The organism is Roseitalea sp. MMSF_3546 (genome assembly GCF_030732865.1).
Taxonomy (GTDB): domain Bacteria; phylum Pseudomonadota; class Alphaproteobacteria; order Rhizobiales; family Rhizobiaceae; genus Roseitalea.
Genome location: NZ_JASHKB010000008.1, coordinates 78,501 through 94,656, shown reverse-complemented (window position 1 = coordinate 94,656; position 16,156 = coordinate 78,501). Strand labels below are relative to the sequence as shown.

The window sequence follows — 16,156 nt, the reverse complement described above, 5'->3', positions numbered from 1 at the left end:
CCGGCCCCGGACGGGCCGGCTATTCAGGCGGCCTCAGCGACGATTCGCAGACCGAGCGCCTTCATCACGCCGATGAACGTGCTCAATCTGGGGTCGCCATCGTCGGTCAGCGCCGCGGCAAGCTCCTCGCGGGACACCCCGGCCTTGCGGGCGATCTCGGCGAGCCCCTCGGAGCGAGCCACGTTGTCGAGCGCCAGCGCAATATGTGCCGGATCGCCCTCTTCGAACACCACTTCGAGATAGGCCGCAACATATTCAGGCGACCGGAGATTTTCTGCCGTATCCCACCGGGTGGTTTCCAGGACCATTCAGAGCTCCTTTGCTAGCCGCTTCGCCATCTCGATGTCACTGCGCTGGGATCCCTTGTCACCGCCACACAAGAGCACGACGGCCTTGCCGTGTCGGCGCGTGAAGTAGAGCCGATAGCCGGGTCCGAACGTGAGCCGCAACTCCATCACCCCCGATCCCACCGACTTGGCATCTCCGAAGTTGCCAAGGCCGATGCGATCGATCCGGGCATCGATCCGGACCCTCGCTTGAACATCGCGCAAGCCGGCGTACCATTTTTCGAAGACCGCCGTCTTGCGCACTTCGATCATGGCGCCATCATACAGCGCGCGCAATGCCCCGGCAATCGATCAGTCCCTGTGAAGGCAAGGTTCGCCGGTCGAACACGGATCACACATCGAAGACCAGCGGCTTGGCCGACAGGATTTCCGGATACTGGCGCACCTGGTCGAGCACGTGCTGCCGAACCGGTTCGTCGACATACAACAGCGCGATCGCGTCGCCGCCGGGCCGATTGCGGCCGAGCTGGAAGTTGGCGATGTTCACGCCGTTCTCGCCGAAGGTCGTGCCCAGAATGCCGATGATGCCCGGCACGTCGTTGTTTGTCGTATAGACCATGTTGCGGCCGATCTCCGCGTCTAGATGGATGCCCTTGATCTGGATGAAGCGCGGCTTGCCGTCGGCGAAGATGGTGCCCGCCACCGAGCGGGTCTGGTTGGCCGTGCGCACGCGCATTTCGATGAACCCGTCATAGACGCGCGACTTGTCGCGCTTGATCTCCGAGACGATCACGCCGCGCTCCTTCACCATGATCGGCGCCGAGACCATGTTCACGTCATTGACCTGCGGCCGGATGAGGCCGGCCAGCGCCGCGCTCGTCAGCGCCTTGGTGTTCAGATCGGCCACCATGCCGTCATAGACGATCTCGACCTCGAGGATCGCCGATTCGGTGACCTGTCCGACAAAGCTGCCCAGCACCTCGGCGAGCTTGACGAATGGCTTGAGCACCGGTGCCTCTTCGGCGGTGATCGAGGGCATGTTGATCGCGTTGGTCACCGCGCCGTTGATCAGATAGTCGCTCATCTGCTCGGCGACGTGCAGCGCCACATTTTCCTGCGCCTCGGTGGTCGAGGCGCCCAGATGCGGCGTGCACACGACATTGGGCAGGTCGAACAGCGCGTTCTCGGTCGCCGGCTCGACCTCGAAGACGTCGATGCCGGCGCCGGCCACCTTGCCCGATCTGAGCGCCTCGGCCAGGTCGGCCTCGACCACGAGCCCGCCGCGCGCGCAGTTGATGATGCGCACGCCGTCCTTCATTTTCGCGATCGCTTCGGCATTGACGATGTTGCGGGTCTTGTCGGTCAGCGGCGTGTGCAGCGTGATGAAGTCGGCGCGCGAGAACAGCTCGTCCAGTTCGACCTTTTCCACACCCAGCTCGTTCGCCCGGTCCTGCGACAGGAACGGGTCGAAGGCCACGACACGCATCTTCAGGCCGACCGCGCGGTTCGCGACGACCGAGCCGATGTTTCCGCAGCCGATCACGCCCAGCGTCTTGCCGGTGATTTCCACGCCCATGAACTTGGACTTCTCCCACTTGCCCGAACGCGTGGAGATGTCGGCGGCCGGTATCTGCCGCGCCAGCGCCAGCATCAGCGAGATGGCGTGCTCGGCCGTGGTGATCGAATTGCCGAACGGCGTGTTCATGACGATGATGCCGCGGCGCGAAGCGGCGGGGATGTCGACATTGTCGACGCCGATGCCGGCGCGGCCGACGACCTTCAGCCGGTCGGCCGCATCGATGATCTTTTCGGTGACCTTGGTGGCCGAGCGGATGGCAAGGCCGTCATAATCGCCGATCACCTGCAGCAGCCGGTCCTTGTCCTTGCCCAGGTCCGGCTGGAAGTCGACGTCGATGCCGCGATCCTTGAAGATCGTCACGGCGGTGGGAGACAGCTTGTCGGAGACGAGTACACGGGGTTTGGTCACGGGTGTTGTCCTCAATCTGGAAACGGGTTCAGCATCCGCCCCTCACCCTCTCCCCGCACGCGGGGAGAGGGGTCGCGAACCGCACCGCCCGCTCGTCCGCCTTCGCGGTTTTCGTGGCGCCTTTGGTGCGATGCCGAGGTCTCCCTCTCCCCGCGTGCGGGGAGAGGGTGAGGGTAAGGGGCAGAGAAGTCAGAGATTAGGCCGCCTTTTTCAGCGACGACTTCTGCGCCGCGAACGCCCAGGCGAGCCAGGGCATCAGCGCTTCGAGGTCGGATTTTTCGACGGTGCCGCCGGCCCAGATGCGCAGGCCCGGAGGCGCGTCGCGATAGGCACCGATGTCCAGCGCCGCCCCTTCCGCCTCGAGCAGCGAGACCATGCCCTTGGCGAAGGCCGCCTGACCTTCGCCGTCGAGTGCGGTCACGTCCGGATCGACGATCTTCAGGCACACCGAAGTGTTCGACCGGGTTGCCGGATCGGCGGCGAGGTTCTCGAGCCAGTCATTGCCTTCGACGAAGTCCTCGATGACCGCCAGGTTGGCGTCCGCCCGTGCGATCAGCACCTCGAGCCCGCCGATCGACCGCGCCCAGCCAAGCGCGTCCAGATAGTCTTCCACGCACAGCATGGAGGGCGTGTTGATCGTCGCACCCTCGAAGATGCCCTCGATCAGCTTGCCGCCCTTGGTCAGCCGGAAGATCTTCGGCAACGGACGCGGCGGGGTGTAGCTTTCGAGCCGTTCGACCGCGCGCGGCGACAGGATGAGGACGCCATGGCCGCCCTCGCCGCCCAGCACCTTCTGCCAGGAGAACGTCGTCACATCGAGCTTGGAGAAATCAAGCCGCTGGGCGAACGCCGCCGACGTGGCATCGCAGATCGTCAGGCCCTGGCGGTCGGCGGGGATGAAACCGGCGTCCGGCACGCGTACGCCCGAAGTGGTGCCGTTCCAGGTGAAGACCACGTCGCGATCGAAGTCGACCTGCGCAAGGTCGGGAAGTTCGCCATAGGGCGCCTGGAACACCCGGGCGTCGTCGAGCTTGAGCTGCTTGAGCGCATCGGTCACCCATCCCGCGCCGAAGCTCTCCCAGGCGAGCAGGTCGACCCCGCGCGCGCCGAGCATGGACCACATGGCCATCTCGACCGCGCCGGTATCGGAGGCCGGCACGATGCCGATTCGGTAATCTTCGGGCACGCCAAGGACTTGCCGCGTCAGGTCGATGGCCTGCTTGAGCTTGCCCTTGCCGATCTTGGACCGGTGCGAGCGTCCCAGTGCACCGGTGTCGAGGGCGCCGGCCGACCAGCCGGGGCGCTTCGCGCAAGGACCTGAGGAAAAACGGATATTGGCCGGACGCACGTCCGGCTTGGCGGGGTCAGCTGTCATGTTTCTACCCTTTCAGATAGCTGCCTCTCGTTGGGGAGAGGTGTCCCGCCGACGCAACTAGTCCCGTGCGAAGTGGCGGTCAAGCCATAGTTCCATGACAGCGCCAAAAGGCCCGGCGCATCGCACCGGGCCTTTTGTCGAACCTTGCCGCCTATTTGTAGATCTTCGGCGGGTGATAGGGGGGCTTGTAGGGCGGCTCGTAGGGCGGTTCGTAATGGTCGCCGCCACCGAGCTTGTAGCGCAGGCCGGCACGGACCTCGTGGCTGCGAATGCCGTTGTCCCAGCCCGGACCGGCATGATCGGCATATTTGAACATTTCGCCCTGGTGGATATGGCGATAGCGATAGCCCAGATCGATCGCCAGCTTCTTGGTCGCCTCGATCGACACGCCCGCCATCAGCGCATAGGCAAAACGCCAGCTCGCGCTTCCCTCATGGGTGACGGTTCCGGACTGATCGTAGCCGGGCCCGATCGTGTTCTCCAGATCGTGCCAGCGCACATAGGCGCCGCCGATGCCCGCGCCCACATACGGGGTCACGCCCGAATAGGTGCCCAGATCGACATAGGCATTGGCGAGCACCGTCCAGGCATCGAACGCGCTCTCGTCGGTCGACATGCACTCTTCGGGCGCCCCGCCGCCGAGCGGCGTACACGTGCCGATCGTATAGCCGTCGAAATCGGTCTTGAACGTGTAGTCCAGCGTCACGTCGGTGCGGAAATTGTGGTTGATCTGGTAGCCGATGCCGCCGCCGATGCTGAACGAACCCTTCAGATCGCCGAACAGGTGGTTCGAGCCGCCCGCATGCCCGTAGGTGACATAGTCGGCCCCGCGGAAATCGTTCCACGCATAGCCGATATCGCCGCGAATGTACCACCCCGATACCTTTTCAGGCACGACTTCGGGAACGTGGTAGACCGGCTTTTCGTAGATGACGGGCTCGGCCACGTCCGCCGCCTGCGCCGTAACGCCCATGGCCGCGATGATGGCAGCGGGCGCCGCAAGTTTCACTGCTGCATTCTTCATGCTCTCTTCCCCAAACGGCCCGCACGCGTTCAACTGCGGGTTTCAGCTCGCTTGGTTGGAGCATTAACCACAAAGGTTAAAGTGGGCTTAACCGTGCCGGTTTACCACGAATTGCAACCGTCGGGCAGCCTGCGCGGCGCGTCTCAGGCCGCCGGTCGCAGTTCGCCGATGATCCCGATGATGTCGTCGACCACGCTTTCGACGACGATCGGATCGTCGCCCTCGGCCATCACGCGGATCAGGGGCTCGGTCCCCGAGGGACGAATCAGCACGCGCCCAGCATTGCCCAGCCGTTCGCGCGCCGCATCGACCGCCTTCTTGACCCGTTCGTCCTCCAGCGGCTTGCCGCCCGCAAAGCGCACATTCTTGAGCACTTGCGGAACCGGTTCGAACTTGGCGCACGCTTCGCTCGCCGTCATGCCGCTCTGCACGATGCAGGCCATGACCTGCAGCGCGCTGATCAGCCCGTCGCCGGTGGTCGCATAGTCGCTCAGGATGATGTGGCCGGACTGCTCGCCGCCGACATTGTAGCCGTGCGCGCGCATGTGTTCGACGACATAGCGGTCGCCGACCTTGGTGCGGGCCAGCGCCAGACCCTGCGCGGCCAGGAAGCGCTCGAGCCCCAGATTGGACATCACCGTCGCGACGATCCCCTCGCCGCGCAGCAATTCGGCGCGCTGCCAGTCCTCGGCGATCATCGCCATGAGCTGGTCGCCGTCGATGATCGTGCCCTTCTCGTCGACCACCAGCACCCTGTCGGCATCGCCGTCCAGCGCAATGCCCAGATCGGCGCGCACCTCGTTGACCTTGGCGCGCAGCGTGTTGGGATTGGTCGACCCGCAATCGAGATTGATGTTCAGCCCGTTCGGCTTGTCGTTGATCGCAACGACATCGGCGCCAAGTTCCCACAACGCGGCGGGGGCGGCCTTGTAGGCAGCCCCGTTGGCACAATCGACGACCACGCGCAGCCCGGAAAGGCTCATCTGGCGCGGGAATGTGCGCTTGGCGAATTCGATGTAGCGGTAAAGATCGCCGTCCACGCGCTTGGCCCGACCGATGTCGCCCGGCCGCGCCATCTTCGCGGTCAGATCCTCGCCCATATGCCGCTCGATCCGCGATTCGATGGCATCGGACAGCTTGAAGCCGTCGGGTCCGAACAGCTTGATTCCATTGTCCTGGAACGGGTTGTGCGAGGCCGAGATCATCACGCCGATATCGGCACGCAGCGACCGCGTGAGCATGGCGACCCCGGGCGTGGGAACCGGCCCGAGCAGGAAAACGTCCATCCCGGCGGCGGTGAACCCGGCGACAAGCGCGTTTTCGATCATGTAGCCCGAAAGCCGCGTATCCTTGCCGATCACGACCCTGTGGCGATGCTTGCCGCGCTGGAAGGCCACGCCCGCCGCCATGCCGACCTTCATGGCGATTTCCGGTGTCATGGGCAGCGTGTTGGCGGTGCCGCGAATGCCATCCGTGCCGAAATAGCGTCGTGTCATGAAACCCTCACCTGCCGCATCTGCCCCCGGACCGCAAAGCGGTGCCCGCCTCAAGCTATGCCATCACGGCTGGAGGATTGCACGAGTTTCTTGCCCGGCGGTTGTCGCCGCGCAGGCGGCCGGCAGGCGGTCAGCGGTCGCCGAAGGCGGTCTTGAGCAGGTTGATCTGCGCGTTGACCGGGTTGTCCCCCCCGTCCACGGCGTCGGCCTCCAGCGGGTTCGACGACAGATCGGCATCCATCCGCTGCACCCGCGTCTGAAGGCGCAGCGACCGCTGCACCAGGTCCTTGAAGTGCTCGGGCAGATCCTGCCAGATCGTCAGATCCGCATGTGCGGTGGTGGCATCGAGGCGAATCTTGCTCTTCTCGGAGGCGACCTGCTCGCGCGTCATCTCGCCATTGACGAAGGCGCGCTGCAACAGCAGCCAGGACGCGATCTGCATCAACCGCGTGGTCAGGCGCATGGATTCGGCCGCGTACAGCGTGGCCGCGGCCCGGCTCAGGCCCTTGGCCTGCTTGCGCCCCTCGCCGTCAAGATAGGCGGCCGTCTCCTCGACCAGTGCCATGCCCTGCGCATACAGTTCGGCGAAGGCCGGCGAGGCGACCTTGCGATCGCTGAAACGTATGGTGTTGGACCCGCTTTGCATGCACGCTTGCTTCCCTGCTTGGACTGCGCGAGCTATGTCGCACGCGCCGGCCGTCTCACCAGCCAATTGTCCCTGTTTTCACAACCAGAGGCAAGCGCATCCTTAATGGACGGTTAATGCGCCCGGCCCCTTGGACCGGTCCGGGACCAACGCATGAAAGCAGGAAAAGGCCAAAAAAAAGAGCCGTGCGAAACGGCTCTCAGGAGTTAAACAGGGAGGCGTCAAACAAAGCAACGAAGTCACTCTGGTTGAGTTCGAATAAAATTCGAACGGTTCGAGTTAACACCCGTAAAGCTTAACATCGCCTTAACCGCGAGCCCGCGAGAACGAAAAAACCGCTCTCAGCGCCGGAAAATCGCATCCGCTGCCTGCCGGCTGTCCGATTTGGCCGCCTTTTCGGCCTCCAGCCGGGCAATCTCGGCCCGAAGCGCCGCGATCAGCCGGTCGAGTTCCTCCACCGACAGCAGCGACAGATCCTGCCCGATCGCAAAGGCCGGCGGCCCGGCCCTGTCCTCGCCCCCATCGCTCATCAGCGTGTCTCCCTTCGCTTTGCCATTGCGCGGCGCCGCCAATTCATGGTCACTGCCACCGTTTCGACGAACGACGGATGATCGACGATGACCCTGATGAACGCAATCACCATCCGCGAGCCCGGCGGCCCCGACGTTCTGGAGCCGGCGCGGCGGCCCGTCCCGGATCCCGGCCCCGGCGAGGTGCTTGTCGAGGTGCGCGCCGCCGGCGTCAACCGGCCCGACGTGCTTCAGCGCCAGGGCGCCTACCCGCCGCCGGAAGGCGCAAGCGACCTGCCCGGCCTGGAAATCGCTGGCACCGTCGCCGCGCTTGGCGAGGGCGCGACGCGCTGGGCGGTCGGCGACCGGGTCTGCGCCCTGGTTCCTGGCGGTGGCTATGCCGGCTTTTGCACCGCTCATGAAGACAATTGCCTGCCCGTGCCCGAGGGCTACTCCTTCATCGAGGCGGCGGCGATCCCCGAGACGTTCTTCACCGTCTGGCACAACGTTTTCCAGCGCGGGGGCCTCGAGGCCAGCCAGACGCTGCTGGTCCATGGCGGCGCCTCGGGCATCGGCACCACCGCCATCCAGCTCGCCCGCGCCTTTGGCGCCCGCGTCATCGTCACCGCCGGCACGGACGACAAATGCCAGGCCTGCCTCGATCTGGGCGCCGCGCCGGCGATCAACTACCGCACCGACGACTTCGTCGCCATCGTCAAGCAGACGACCGGCGGCCATGGCGTCGACGTGATCCTCGACATGGTCGGCGGCGACTATGTCGACCGCAACTACGATGCCGCCGCCACCGACGGGCGCATCGTGCAGATCGCTTTCCTGCATGGCCGAAAGGCCGAGGTCGATTTCTCGAAGCTGATGTTGAAACGGCTGACCCATACCGGCTCGACGCTGCGCGCCCGCCCGGTGTCGTTCAAGGCCCAGCTTGCCGCCGAACTGCACGAAAAGGTCTGGCCGCTTCTCACCGCGCGCACGGTGGCACCGGTGATCGACCGGGTGTTCCCGCTCGCCCAGGCCAGCGCCGCCCATGCCCGCATGGAGGACGGCGCCCATATCGGCAAGATCGTGCTGGAGGTGGGATAGCGTTCCATTGTGCCAGCCGGCATGAAAAAGGCCGGGCGCGGGGCCCGGCCTCAACGCGGTCCAGGTAAGCAGGTGCTTACAGTTCGCCCAGCCGCAGGAACTGCGTTTCGCCATTGGAGTCGTCGACGCCATCATTGTCGGTCACGGCGAAGAAGTTGCCTGCCGCATCGACCGCCAGGCCCTCGACCTTGTCGACCACATAGCCGCCAAAGGCGGCCATGTCGGGGATCAGGTCGCGCACCTCTTCCTTGGTCACGACCGGCAGGTCGCCCCCGAGCGGCGCCGGCTGCATCTCGCTCAGCGGCACGCGGAAGATCTTCTTGAGTTTCGCGGCGGCGCCAATCTGGTTGTCGCGTTCGACGATGTAGACATGATCGCCATGGGCGACGATCTCCGACAGGCCGACCCAGCCTTCGCCCTTGGGCTCGAGGGGGTAGCGCACCGCGCCCCATTCCCCGGTCTCGGTGTTGTAGGCGACAAGCTTGACCTGGCCTTCCGGATCGTCGTCCCATTCGCGCTGGATCGCCACCCAGAGCGTGTCGCCGACCATGGTCACGCCCTCCGATGCGTGGCGCCGCTCGACCGCCAGCAATTGGGGCGGGAAGGCCACCTGGTCCTCGATCTCGCCATCGGCGTTCACATGGTAAAGGCCGTGCGGGATCATCCGGCCCGTGCGCCCTTCCGAGGCAAGCCAGAACCCGCCCTCGCCGTCGGCGACGATGCCTTCGAGATCGAGTAGCTGCGCGTTCGCCCCGTTCCGGGTCACGCGCGTCGCCGCCGTGATCCGCGCCGGCGTCTGATTGGCGTCGATCGTGAAGATGGTCGGCTGCATGCCGTAAAACGAGTCATTGACCGCATAGAGAATGCCGGCCTCGTCGGGATCGGCCGCGAGCCCGGACAGCGCGCCGAAGCCGATCGGCCGGCCGTCCTCGTCCATCTGCGAGACGATCATCGGATATTCGGCGGGCCCTTCGCCGAGCTGGTAGAGGGTGACATGGCTGCGCACGCCGCCGTCCTCGATCAGATCGACCTCGTTGGCAACCGCCAGCAGGTTGCGCTCGGGGATCGCCACAGCGCCTTCCGGACCCAGCGCCGAAGGCAGGATCTGCTTGAGTTCGGGCTCGCCTTCGGGATCGTCGGCATAAACGCCGATCACCGAACCGCGCTCGGACAGGAGGAAGATGTGGGTGGCACCGCCATAGACACCCACTTCCATGCCTTCGGGTTCGACGCCCTTGTTGCCCGAACGCTCCTCGGGATAGTGGCCGGTCATCGCCACTTCGTATTCGAAGGCCGTGCCGCTCTCGAACAGCACCGTGCCGTCCTTGCCGAAGATGGTGAAGCCGCGCGAGCCGCCTTCATAGTCGCCCTCATTCGCGGTGACGATACGGTCATTGTCGAGCCATTTCACGGCATCGGGCTCGCGCACCACGCTTCGGGCCGCGCTGTCGAAGGTCAGCGCGCCTTCTTCCCGGGTGTCGATGTTGTTAAGATCGACCGAGCCGGCCGAGAAATGCGAGACGATCTCGCCGGTGCGCCCCTCGAAGATGACGATGTGGTTGTTCTCCTGCAGCGAGACGACCACCTCGTTGGCGCTGTTGATGTCGACGAATTCGGGCTCGGGGTCCGAGCCCGCCACCTCGGCCAGTCCGGTCAGATCGGCCTGAACGCGGCTGTCGCAGTCGATCGCACCGCTGGCGAGCCGATAGGTCAGGGCAAAGCCCGCCGGCATTTGCGGGATCACGCCGTCATCGAGGTCTTCGTCGCGCTCGTTCTCGATGGCGATCGCGACCATGGTTCCGTCGGGCGAGATGGCAAGTGAATCGGGCTGGCCGCCCAGATCGCAGCTCTGTTCGATCTCGCCGCTGGCAAGATTGACCGAGACGACCTGGCCCGACGGTTCGGTATAGCTCTCCGAGGTATTCAGCCCGACAATGGCGCGACCGCCCTGAACAACGACGGCGGTCGGCTCGCCGTCGAGCGCCACAAACCCGCCGGGCTGCGGATTGGCGGGGTCGGAAATGTCGACCATGCCGATGCCGCCCAGCGGGCTGTCCGAATAGACGAGCATCATGCCGTCATCGGTCGCGTCGATGATTTCCGACGAGCTTTCCGCCCCCTGCCCCATCTGTTCGGGAATGTTGAGGTTCACCGGAAACGAGGCGATGCGATTGAAGACCATGCCGCCATGATTGTCGGCATGGGCAGCGGTGGACAGGCCGGCGACGAGCGCCACGGCCGCCACCGAGCAGCGAAACGGATTGTGCATGAGATGTCCCTCCGAGGAAAGCACGGGACCTTTGTCTTTCCTCGCCGCATGACACTTGCGTGACGGAACCATGAAACAAATATGACCCTCCACAGTGCCAAGCGGGCCATTGCACTGTCACGGCCCAGCGGCTATATCCGAACCGACTTCCGGACATTTGTGGCTCAGACCACGCCCGCGACACCGGCGCGGACGGGGCGCAAACGCGTTTTCAGGAAAGGCAATTGCTCATGGCGACCCAGCTTCTCATGCCCAAGGCCACCGCGGTCTGGCTGGTGGACAACACCGCGCTGACCTTCGACCAGATCGCGAAATTCTGTGCGCTGCATCCGCTCGAGGTCAAGGCGATCGCCGATGGCGAAGCGGCGCAGGGCATCAAGGGGCTCGATCCCATCACCACCGGCCAGCTCACGCGTGAGGAGATCGCGCGGGCCGAAGCCGACCCCGGCCACCAGCTCAAGATGTCCGAGCCCAAGGTGCGCGTGCCGCAGGCCAAGCGCAAGGGGCCGCGCTACACGCCTGTCTCGAAGCGCCAGGACCGGCCCAACGCCATATTGTGGCTGGTGCGCCACCATCCCGAACTCAAGGACGCGCAGATCTCGCGCCTGGTCGGCACCACCAAGAACACGATCGAGCAGGTGCGCAACCGCACGCACTGGAACTCGGCCAATCTGCAGCCGGTCGACCCGGTCGCGCTGGGGCTGTGTTCGCAGATCGATCTGGACTTCGAGGTGCAGAAGGCGGCCAAGAACAGGCCGGCAGAGCCCGAAGCCGAAACCGGCGACACGCTGCTGCCCGCCTCGCAGACCGAGAACATGCCGGTCTTCGAGGGTGGCGACACGCACAAGCCCGCGCCCAGGGCCGAGGATGAGGAGATCGACGCCGACGCGGTCTTCGCAAGGCTGAGCGCGCTGAAGAAGGACGATGAAGACGACGACAAGGGTCAGTAGGCGTCGCCGTCGCCCCCAGCCTCCGAAGCCTTTCCCATCGCAGTCGCCGCGCTTCCGACCCCCCCACCCTTCATCCCTCCCCCATAAATGTGGGAGGGAGGACACCGACGGCGGGGTCCCGTCTCAATTTGAGGCGCCAGGCTCGACCGGCAGAGGTTTGTGCCCGTGCCAAGGTCTTCCCTCCCACGCTTGCGGGGGAGGGATGAAGGGTGGGGGTGCGGACGCCGGGCGAGGCGACGCGCAGTTGGCAAGGCCACGAACCGTCAGACCGGCCCCAGGAAGTCGACGTCCCCGGGCACCTCGCCGCATTCGATCATCTGCGCATAGAAATCGCGCAGGGTCCGCCCCCTTTCGGGCCGGAAGGTTTCGCCGGTCGGCATCAACGTGCCGATCCGGTCGATCCGGAACATGCGGAAATCGCCGCGCTTGAGGCACCAGCCGACCACAGTCCAGGTGCCGCCCCAGAACCACAGTCCGAGCGGCCGGATCGCGCGCTCGGTCGCCGCGCCGGCCGCGTCGGTGTAGGCGATGGCGATCTCCAGCCGCTCCTCGCAGGCCCGTTCGAGCGTGTCGATCTTGACGCGCTCCTCGGCGCTCATCCGGTGCGCGGGCGCGCGGATCTCGACGGATTTGAGCCGCGCTCGCGCGTCCTCGGGCAGCACGGCCTCGATCTTGACGAGCGCCTCGGCGGCCGCCCGGGCCATGGCGACGCCGCCCCAGGCGCTGACCATGCGCGCGCCGGCCACCAGCGCCACGATCTCCTCGCGCGTGAACATCAGCGGCGGCAGGTCGAACCCGGCGCGCATGATGTAGCCGACGCCCGCCTCGCCCTCGATCGGCACGCCGGTCGATTGCAGGTCGGCGATGTCGCGATAGATGGTGCGCTCGGACACTTCCAGCCGTTCGGCCAGCCGCGCCGCCGTGGTCAGCCGGCCGCCGCGCAAATGCTGGACGATCTGGAACAGGCGGTCGGCGCGGCGCATCGCATCATCCCCGGCCGGCCGCGTCGTGTTCGGCGGCAATCGTGGCGCGCATCCGCGCGATCCGTTCGCCGCGCCCGGGCACCATCGCCTCGATCCGCACGAGGCCCATGCGCTCGTGCCCGCTCACCGTTCCGTCTGCCTTGCCTTGTTCAGCCATTGTATCTGAACAGGCCGATCGAGTTGCCGTCCGGGTCGAGCGCGTAAAAGAAGCTGCCCGCCGGAATGTCGATCGCCGGCGAGACGACCTCGCCGCCGGCCATCTTCACGCGCTCCATCACTTGCTCGAGCGGCTCGTCGACGGCCAGATGGATGGTGTTGCCCGTGCCCTTCGGTGCCGGCTTTCCGGGATAGAGATGGCCGGCAACGCCCTTTTTCGGATCCTTGGTCGGAAAGTCGGCCATCGGGTTCGGCCCGTCATTGTTCTCGACCAGTTCGATCCCCAGCACCGCATTGTAGAACGCCATGGCGCGCTGCATGTCGGTGACCGGGATTTCTGTCCACACGACCGCGTGTTCCTGAATGCTCATCGTCGATACCTCTTGCTCCGATTTGGCGCGCCCGATCGGGCACGGGACAGGTGTCGCACAACCGTCCTGACAGCATTCTGTCAGGAGCCGGAATCATTCCTGCTCGGGCACGTCGACGACATAGTTGAGCGCCAGCCGGCCGCCATCGGCATGGATGATCTCGCCGGTCATGTAGCTTGCTTCGCTCGAAGCCAGGAACGCGACCGCCGCCGCCACCTCGGCCGTCTCGCCGATGCGCAGGAGCGGCGTGCGCGACAGGATGCGGTTGCGCGCCGCCGGATCGGCGTTCACCGAAGCCAGCATCTCGGTCATGATCGAGCCGGGTCCGACCGCGTTGACGCGGATGCCATGCGGAGCGAGCGACAGCGCCATCACCCTGGTGAGCTGGTTGATGCCGCCCTTGGAGACGCAATAGGGCACCTGGTTGGGAATGGCGACCGTGCCGTTGATCGAACTCATGTTGACGATCGCCCCGGCCGGCCCGCCATCGCTGACCTTGTCGACCATATAGCGTCCCACCGCCTGCCCGCACAGGAACGCGCCCTTCAGGTTGACGCGCATCACCCTGTCGAAATCGGCCTCGGTGACCTCGAGGAAATCGGCGCCGTGCACGATGCCGGCATTGTTGACCAGAACGTCGATGTCGCCCCACTCCTCGATGACGCCGGCGACGAGATTGTGCACGTCGAGCCGGTTGCCGACATCGGTGGGAATGAACAGCACCTCGCCCAGATCCTCGAGGGCCTCGACGGCGGCATCGCCCTTCTTCTTGTCGATATCGGCCAGCGCCACGCGCGCGCCGTCCTGCAGGAAGCGCTTGGCGATCGCAAAGCCGATGCCCTGCGCCGCGCCGGTGACGATGGCGATCTTGCCGTCAAGGGCCATGGCAAACTCCGTGTGTCGGTCGAGGGCGAAAGGCTAACCGCTTTTGCGATGACAGGGAACTGCCGCGCCAAGGCCGGCCTTGCCGAACCGCATTGCCGGCGCGGCCGACCATGGCCCTATGCCGTCTGCCTTGCAAACGCGCCGATGCCCCGCGCCCTCAATGCCTCGCCGATCTCCTCGAGGATCGCCGGATCGTCGATTGTGGCGGGCATCTTCCAGGGCGCGCCGTCGGCGATCTTCTGCATGACCCCGCGCAGGATCTTGCCCGAGCGCGTCTTGGGCAGGCGATTGACGGTCACCGCGATCTTGAAGGCGGCGACCGGGCCGATCTCCTCGCGCACCAGCCTGACGACTTCGCTTTCGATCTCGGCCGCATCCCGGTCCACGCCCGAATTGACAATGACGAAGCCGGCCGGCACCTGCCCCTTGAGCGGGTCGGCAATGCCGATCACCGCGCATTCGGCGACGTCCGGATGCCGGCCGATCACCTCCTCCATGCCGCCGGTCGAAAGCCGGTGGCCGGCAACGGAGATGATGTCGTCGGTGCGCGCCATGATGAAGACATAGCCGTCCTCGTCGACATAGCCGGCATCGGCCGTCTTGTAGTAGCCGGCAAACTCGTCGAGATAGGCCGCACGGAAGCGCTCGTCGGCGTTCCAGAGCGTCGGCAGGCAGGACGGGGGCAGCGGCAGCTTGATCACGATATTGCCCAGCGTGCCGGCGGGCACCCGATGGCCCTCGTCGTCGAGCACCTGCAGGTCGTAGCCCGGCATCGGCACGGTGGGCGAGCCGATCTTGACCGGCAACCGCCCGAGCCCGACCGGGTTGCCGGCGATCGCCCAGCCCGTCTCGGTCTGCCACCAATGGTCGATGACCGGCACATCGAGCGTCCTTTGTGCCCATTCGATCGTATCGGGGTCCGCCCGCTCGCCGGCCAGGAACAGCGTGCGCAGGCTCGACAGATCGTAATCGCCCACCAGCGCGCCCTTCGGATCCTCCTTCTTGATCGCGCGGAAGGCGGTCGGCGCGGTGAACAGCGCGGCGACCCGATGCTCCTCGATCACGCGCCAGAACACGCCCGCATCGGGCGTGCCGACCGGCTTGCCCTCGAACATCAGCGTGGTCGCGCCATGCAGCAGCGGCGCATAGACGATATAGGAATGGCCGACCACCCAGCCGACATCGGAGGCCGTCCAGAACACCTCGCCCGGCCTGATGTCGTAGATCGCGTCCATCGACCATGCGAGCGCGACCATGTGCCCGCCATTGTCGCGGACCACGCCCTTGGGCTGGCCGGTCGTGCCGGACGTATAAAGGATATACAGCGGATCGGTCGCCGCCACCGGCACGCAATCGACCACGGTGCCGGCATTCTTGTGCGCGTCGACCGCCTCGCGGTAGTCGATGTCGCGGCCCTCCACCGGCGCGCACACATGCTCGGGCCGTTGCAGCACGATGCAGTGTTCGGGCGCAAATTGCGCCTCTTCCAGCCCGTGCGCGATCAGCGGCATGTATTCGACGACGCGGCTCGGCTCGATGCCGCAGGACGCGGTGACGATCACCTTGGGGTGGCAGTCGTCGATGCGCGTGGCCAGTTCGATGCCGGCGAACCCGCCAAAGACAACCGAATGGATCGCGCCCAGCCGCGCCGTCGCGAGCATGGCGATGACGGCCTCGGGCACCATCGGCATGTAGATCATCACGCGGTCGCCCTTCGCCACGCCAAGATCGCGCAGCACGGCGGCCAGTGCCTGCACCTCCTCGTGCAGTTCGCGATAGCTCACCGTGCGCTTGCTGCCGGTGACAGGACTGTCATGGATGATGGCCGGCTGGTCGCCGCGCCCGGCCGCCACGTGCCGGTCGAGGGCGTTGTGGCAGGTGTTGCAGGTCGCGCCAACGAACCAGCGGCCATAGACGCCCTGGGCGGGGTCGAACACCCGATCCCAGGGCGCGAACCAGTCGATCGCGCCGGCCCGCTCGGCCCAGAACCCTTCGGGGTCGCGCCGCCACGCCGCGTATGTCTCATGATAGCCCGATGATCGATGGTCCATCGCCCCGCTCCTCCCTGTCGCGCTGCAACGGGCCGATGCGTGCTGGCGCAAGCCGGCCCCTTGGGTACG

16 protein-coding genes are annotated in these 16,156 nt (G+C 65.8%); 2 read left to right on the top strand and 14 right to left on the bottom strand.

Annotation, left to right across the window (positions count from 1 at the left end; all coding sequences use genetic code 11):
* Window positions 1–23: 23 nt before the first annotated feature.
* The 8 genes from RBB34_RS08715 to RBB34_RS08680 all read right to left on the bottom strand — a co-directional run bounded on the left by RBB34_RS08715 (window position 24) and on the right by RBB34_RS08680 (window position 7,345).
* Entirely contained in the window at window positions 24–308 is a 285-nt protein-coding gene (locus RBB34_RS08715; RefSeq protein ID WP_306118816.1) for an addiction module antidote protein, read from the bottom strand.
* Window positions 309–599, bottom strand: coding sequence for a type II toxin-antitoxin system RelE/ParE family toxin (locus RBB34_RS08710; RefSeq protein ID WP_306118815.1), 291 nt, complete (start codon window positions 597–599; stop codon window positions 309–311). It lies immediately after the preceding gene.
* A gap of 79 nt (window positions 600–678) precedes the next feature.
* Window positions 679–2,274: a phosphoglycerate dehydrogenase gene (gene serA / locus RBB34_RS08705; RefSeq protein WP_306118814.1), complete on the bottom strand. Its 1,596-nt coding sequence runs from the start codon at window positions 2,272–2,274 to the stop codon at window positions 679–681.
* A gap of 196 nt (window positions 2,275–2,470) precedes the next feature.
* Window positions 2,471–3,649: a phosphoserine transaminase gene (locus RBB34_RS08700; RefSeq protein ID WP_306118813.1), complete on the bottom strand. Its 1,179-nt coding sequence runs from the start codon at window positions 3,647–3,649 to the stop codon at window positions 2,471–2,473.
* Window positions 3,650–3,800: 151 nt separating this feature from the next.
* The gene (locus RBB34_RS08695) at window positions 3,801–4,673 is read right to left on the bottom strand and encodes an outer membrane protein (RefSeq protein WP_306118812.1); all 873 of its coding nucleotides are present in this window, start codon (window positions 4,671–4,673) and stop codon (window positions 3,801–3,803) included.
* 143 nt (window positions 4,674–4,816) lie between these two features.
* The gene (gene glmM / locus RBB34_RS08690; protein WP_306118811.1) at window positions 4,817–6,169 is read right to left on the bottom strand and encodes a phosphoglucosamine mutase; all 1,353 of its coding nucleotides are present in this window, start codon (window positions 6,167–6,169) and stop codon (window positions 4,817–4,819) included.
* A 130-nt stretch (window positions 6,170–6,299) separates the two neighbouring features.
* Window positions 6,300–6,815: a DUF1465 family protein gene (locus tag RBB34_RS08685; RefSeq protein WP_306118810.1), complete on the bottom strand. Its 516-nt coding sequence runs from the start codon at window positions 6,813–6,815 to the stop codon at window positions 6,300–6,302.
* 341 nt (window positions 6,816–7,156) lie between these two features.
* Window positions 7,157–7,345, bottom strand: coding sequence for a DUF1192 domain-containing protein (locus RBB34_RS08680; protein ID WP_306118809.1), 189 nt, complete (start codon window positions 7,343–7,345; stop codon window positions 7,157–7,159).
* Between the two features lie 87 nt (window positions 7,346–7,432).
* Between RBB34_RS08680 and RBB34_RS08675 the strand changes: the two genes are divergently transcribed.
* Window positions 7,433–8,422 carry an NAD(P)H-quinone oxidoreductase gene (locus RBB34_RS08675; protein WP_306118808.1) on the top strand — a complete coding sequence of 330 codons (990 nt, stop codon included), beginning with the start codon at window positions 7,433–7,435 and terminating at the stop codon, window positions 8,420–8,422.
* Between the two features lie 76 nt (window positions 8,423–8,498).
* Here the strand turns inward: RBB34_RS08675 and RBB34_RS08670 are convergent, their stop codons facing one another.
* Complete coding sequence (locus RBB34_RS08670; protein WP_306118807.1) at window positions 8,499–10,691, bottom strand: esterase-like activity of phytase family protein; 2,193 nt, start codon at window positions 10,689–10,691, stop codon at window positions 8,499–8,501.
* Window positions 10,692–10,921: 230 nt separating this feature from the next.
* On the opposite strand from RBB34_RS08670, the gene RBB34_RS08665 reads away from it, so the two are divergent.
* Window positions 10,922–11,641 carry a DUF1013 domain-containing protein gene (locus tag RBB34_RS08665; protein WP_306118806.1) on the top strand — a complete coding sequence of 240 codons (720 nt, stop codon included), beginning with the start codon at window positions 10,922–10,924 and terminating at the stop codon, window positions 11,639–11,641.
* Between the two features lie 263 nt (window positions 11,642–11,904).
* Here RBB34_RS08665 and RBB34_RS08660 read toward each other — a convergent pair whose 3' ends face one another.
* The 5 genes from RBB34_RS08660 to RBB34_RS08640 all read right to left on the bottom strand — a co-directional run bounded on the left by RBB34_RS08660 (window position 11,905) and on the right by RBB34_RS08640 (window position 16,087).
* The gene (locus tag RBB34_RS08660) at window positions 11,905–12,624 is read right to left on the bottom strand and encodes a YafY family protein (RefSeq protein WP_306118805.1); all 720 of its coding nucleotides are present in this window, start codon (window positions 12,622–12,624) and stop codon (window positions 11,905–11,907) included.
* 4 nt (window positions 12,625–12,628) lie between these two features.
* A complete protein-coding gene (locus tag RBB34_RS08655; protein ID WP_306118804.1) occupies window positions 12,629–12,781 on the bottom strand; it encodes a hypothetical protein in 153 nt (50 codons plus the stop codon).
* Window positions 12,774–13,151 carry a VOC family protein gene (locus RBB34_RS08650; protein ID WP_306118803.1) on the bottom strand — a complete coding sequence of 126 codons (378 nt, stop codon included), beginning with the start codon at window positions 13,149–13,151 and terminating at the stop codon, window positions 12,774–12,776. Before RBB34_RS08650 ends, RBB34_RS08655 begins: the two co-directional genes overlap by 8 nt.
* Before the next feature lie 93 nt (window positions 13,152–13,244).
* The gene (locus tag RBB34_RS08645) at window positions 13,245–14,036 is read right to left on the bottom strand and encodes an SDR family oxidoreductase (RefSeq protein ID WP_306118802.1); all 792 of its coding nucleotides are present in this window, start codon (window positions 14,034–14,036) and stop codon (window positions 13,245–13,247) included.
* Between the two features lie 116 nt (window positions 14,037–14,152).
* Window positions 14,153–16,087 (bottom strand): propionyl-CoA synthetase, encoded by a 1,935-nt coding sequence (locus RBB34_RS08640; RefSeq protein WP_306118801.1) that lies wholly within the window; start codon window positions 16,085–16,087, stop codon window positions 14,153–14,155.
* Between the last annotated feature and the right edge of the window lie 69 nt (window positions 16,088–16,156).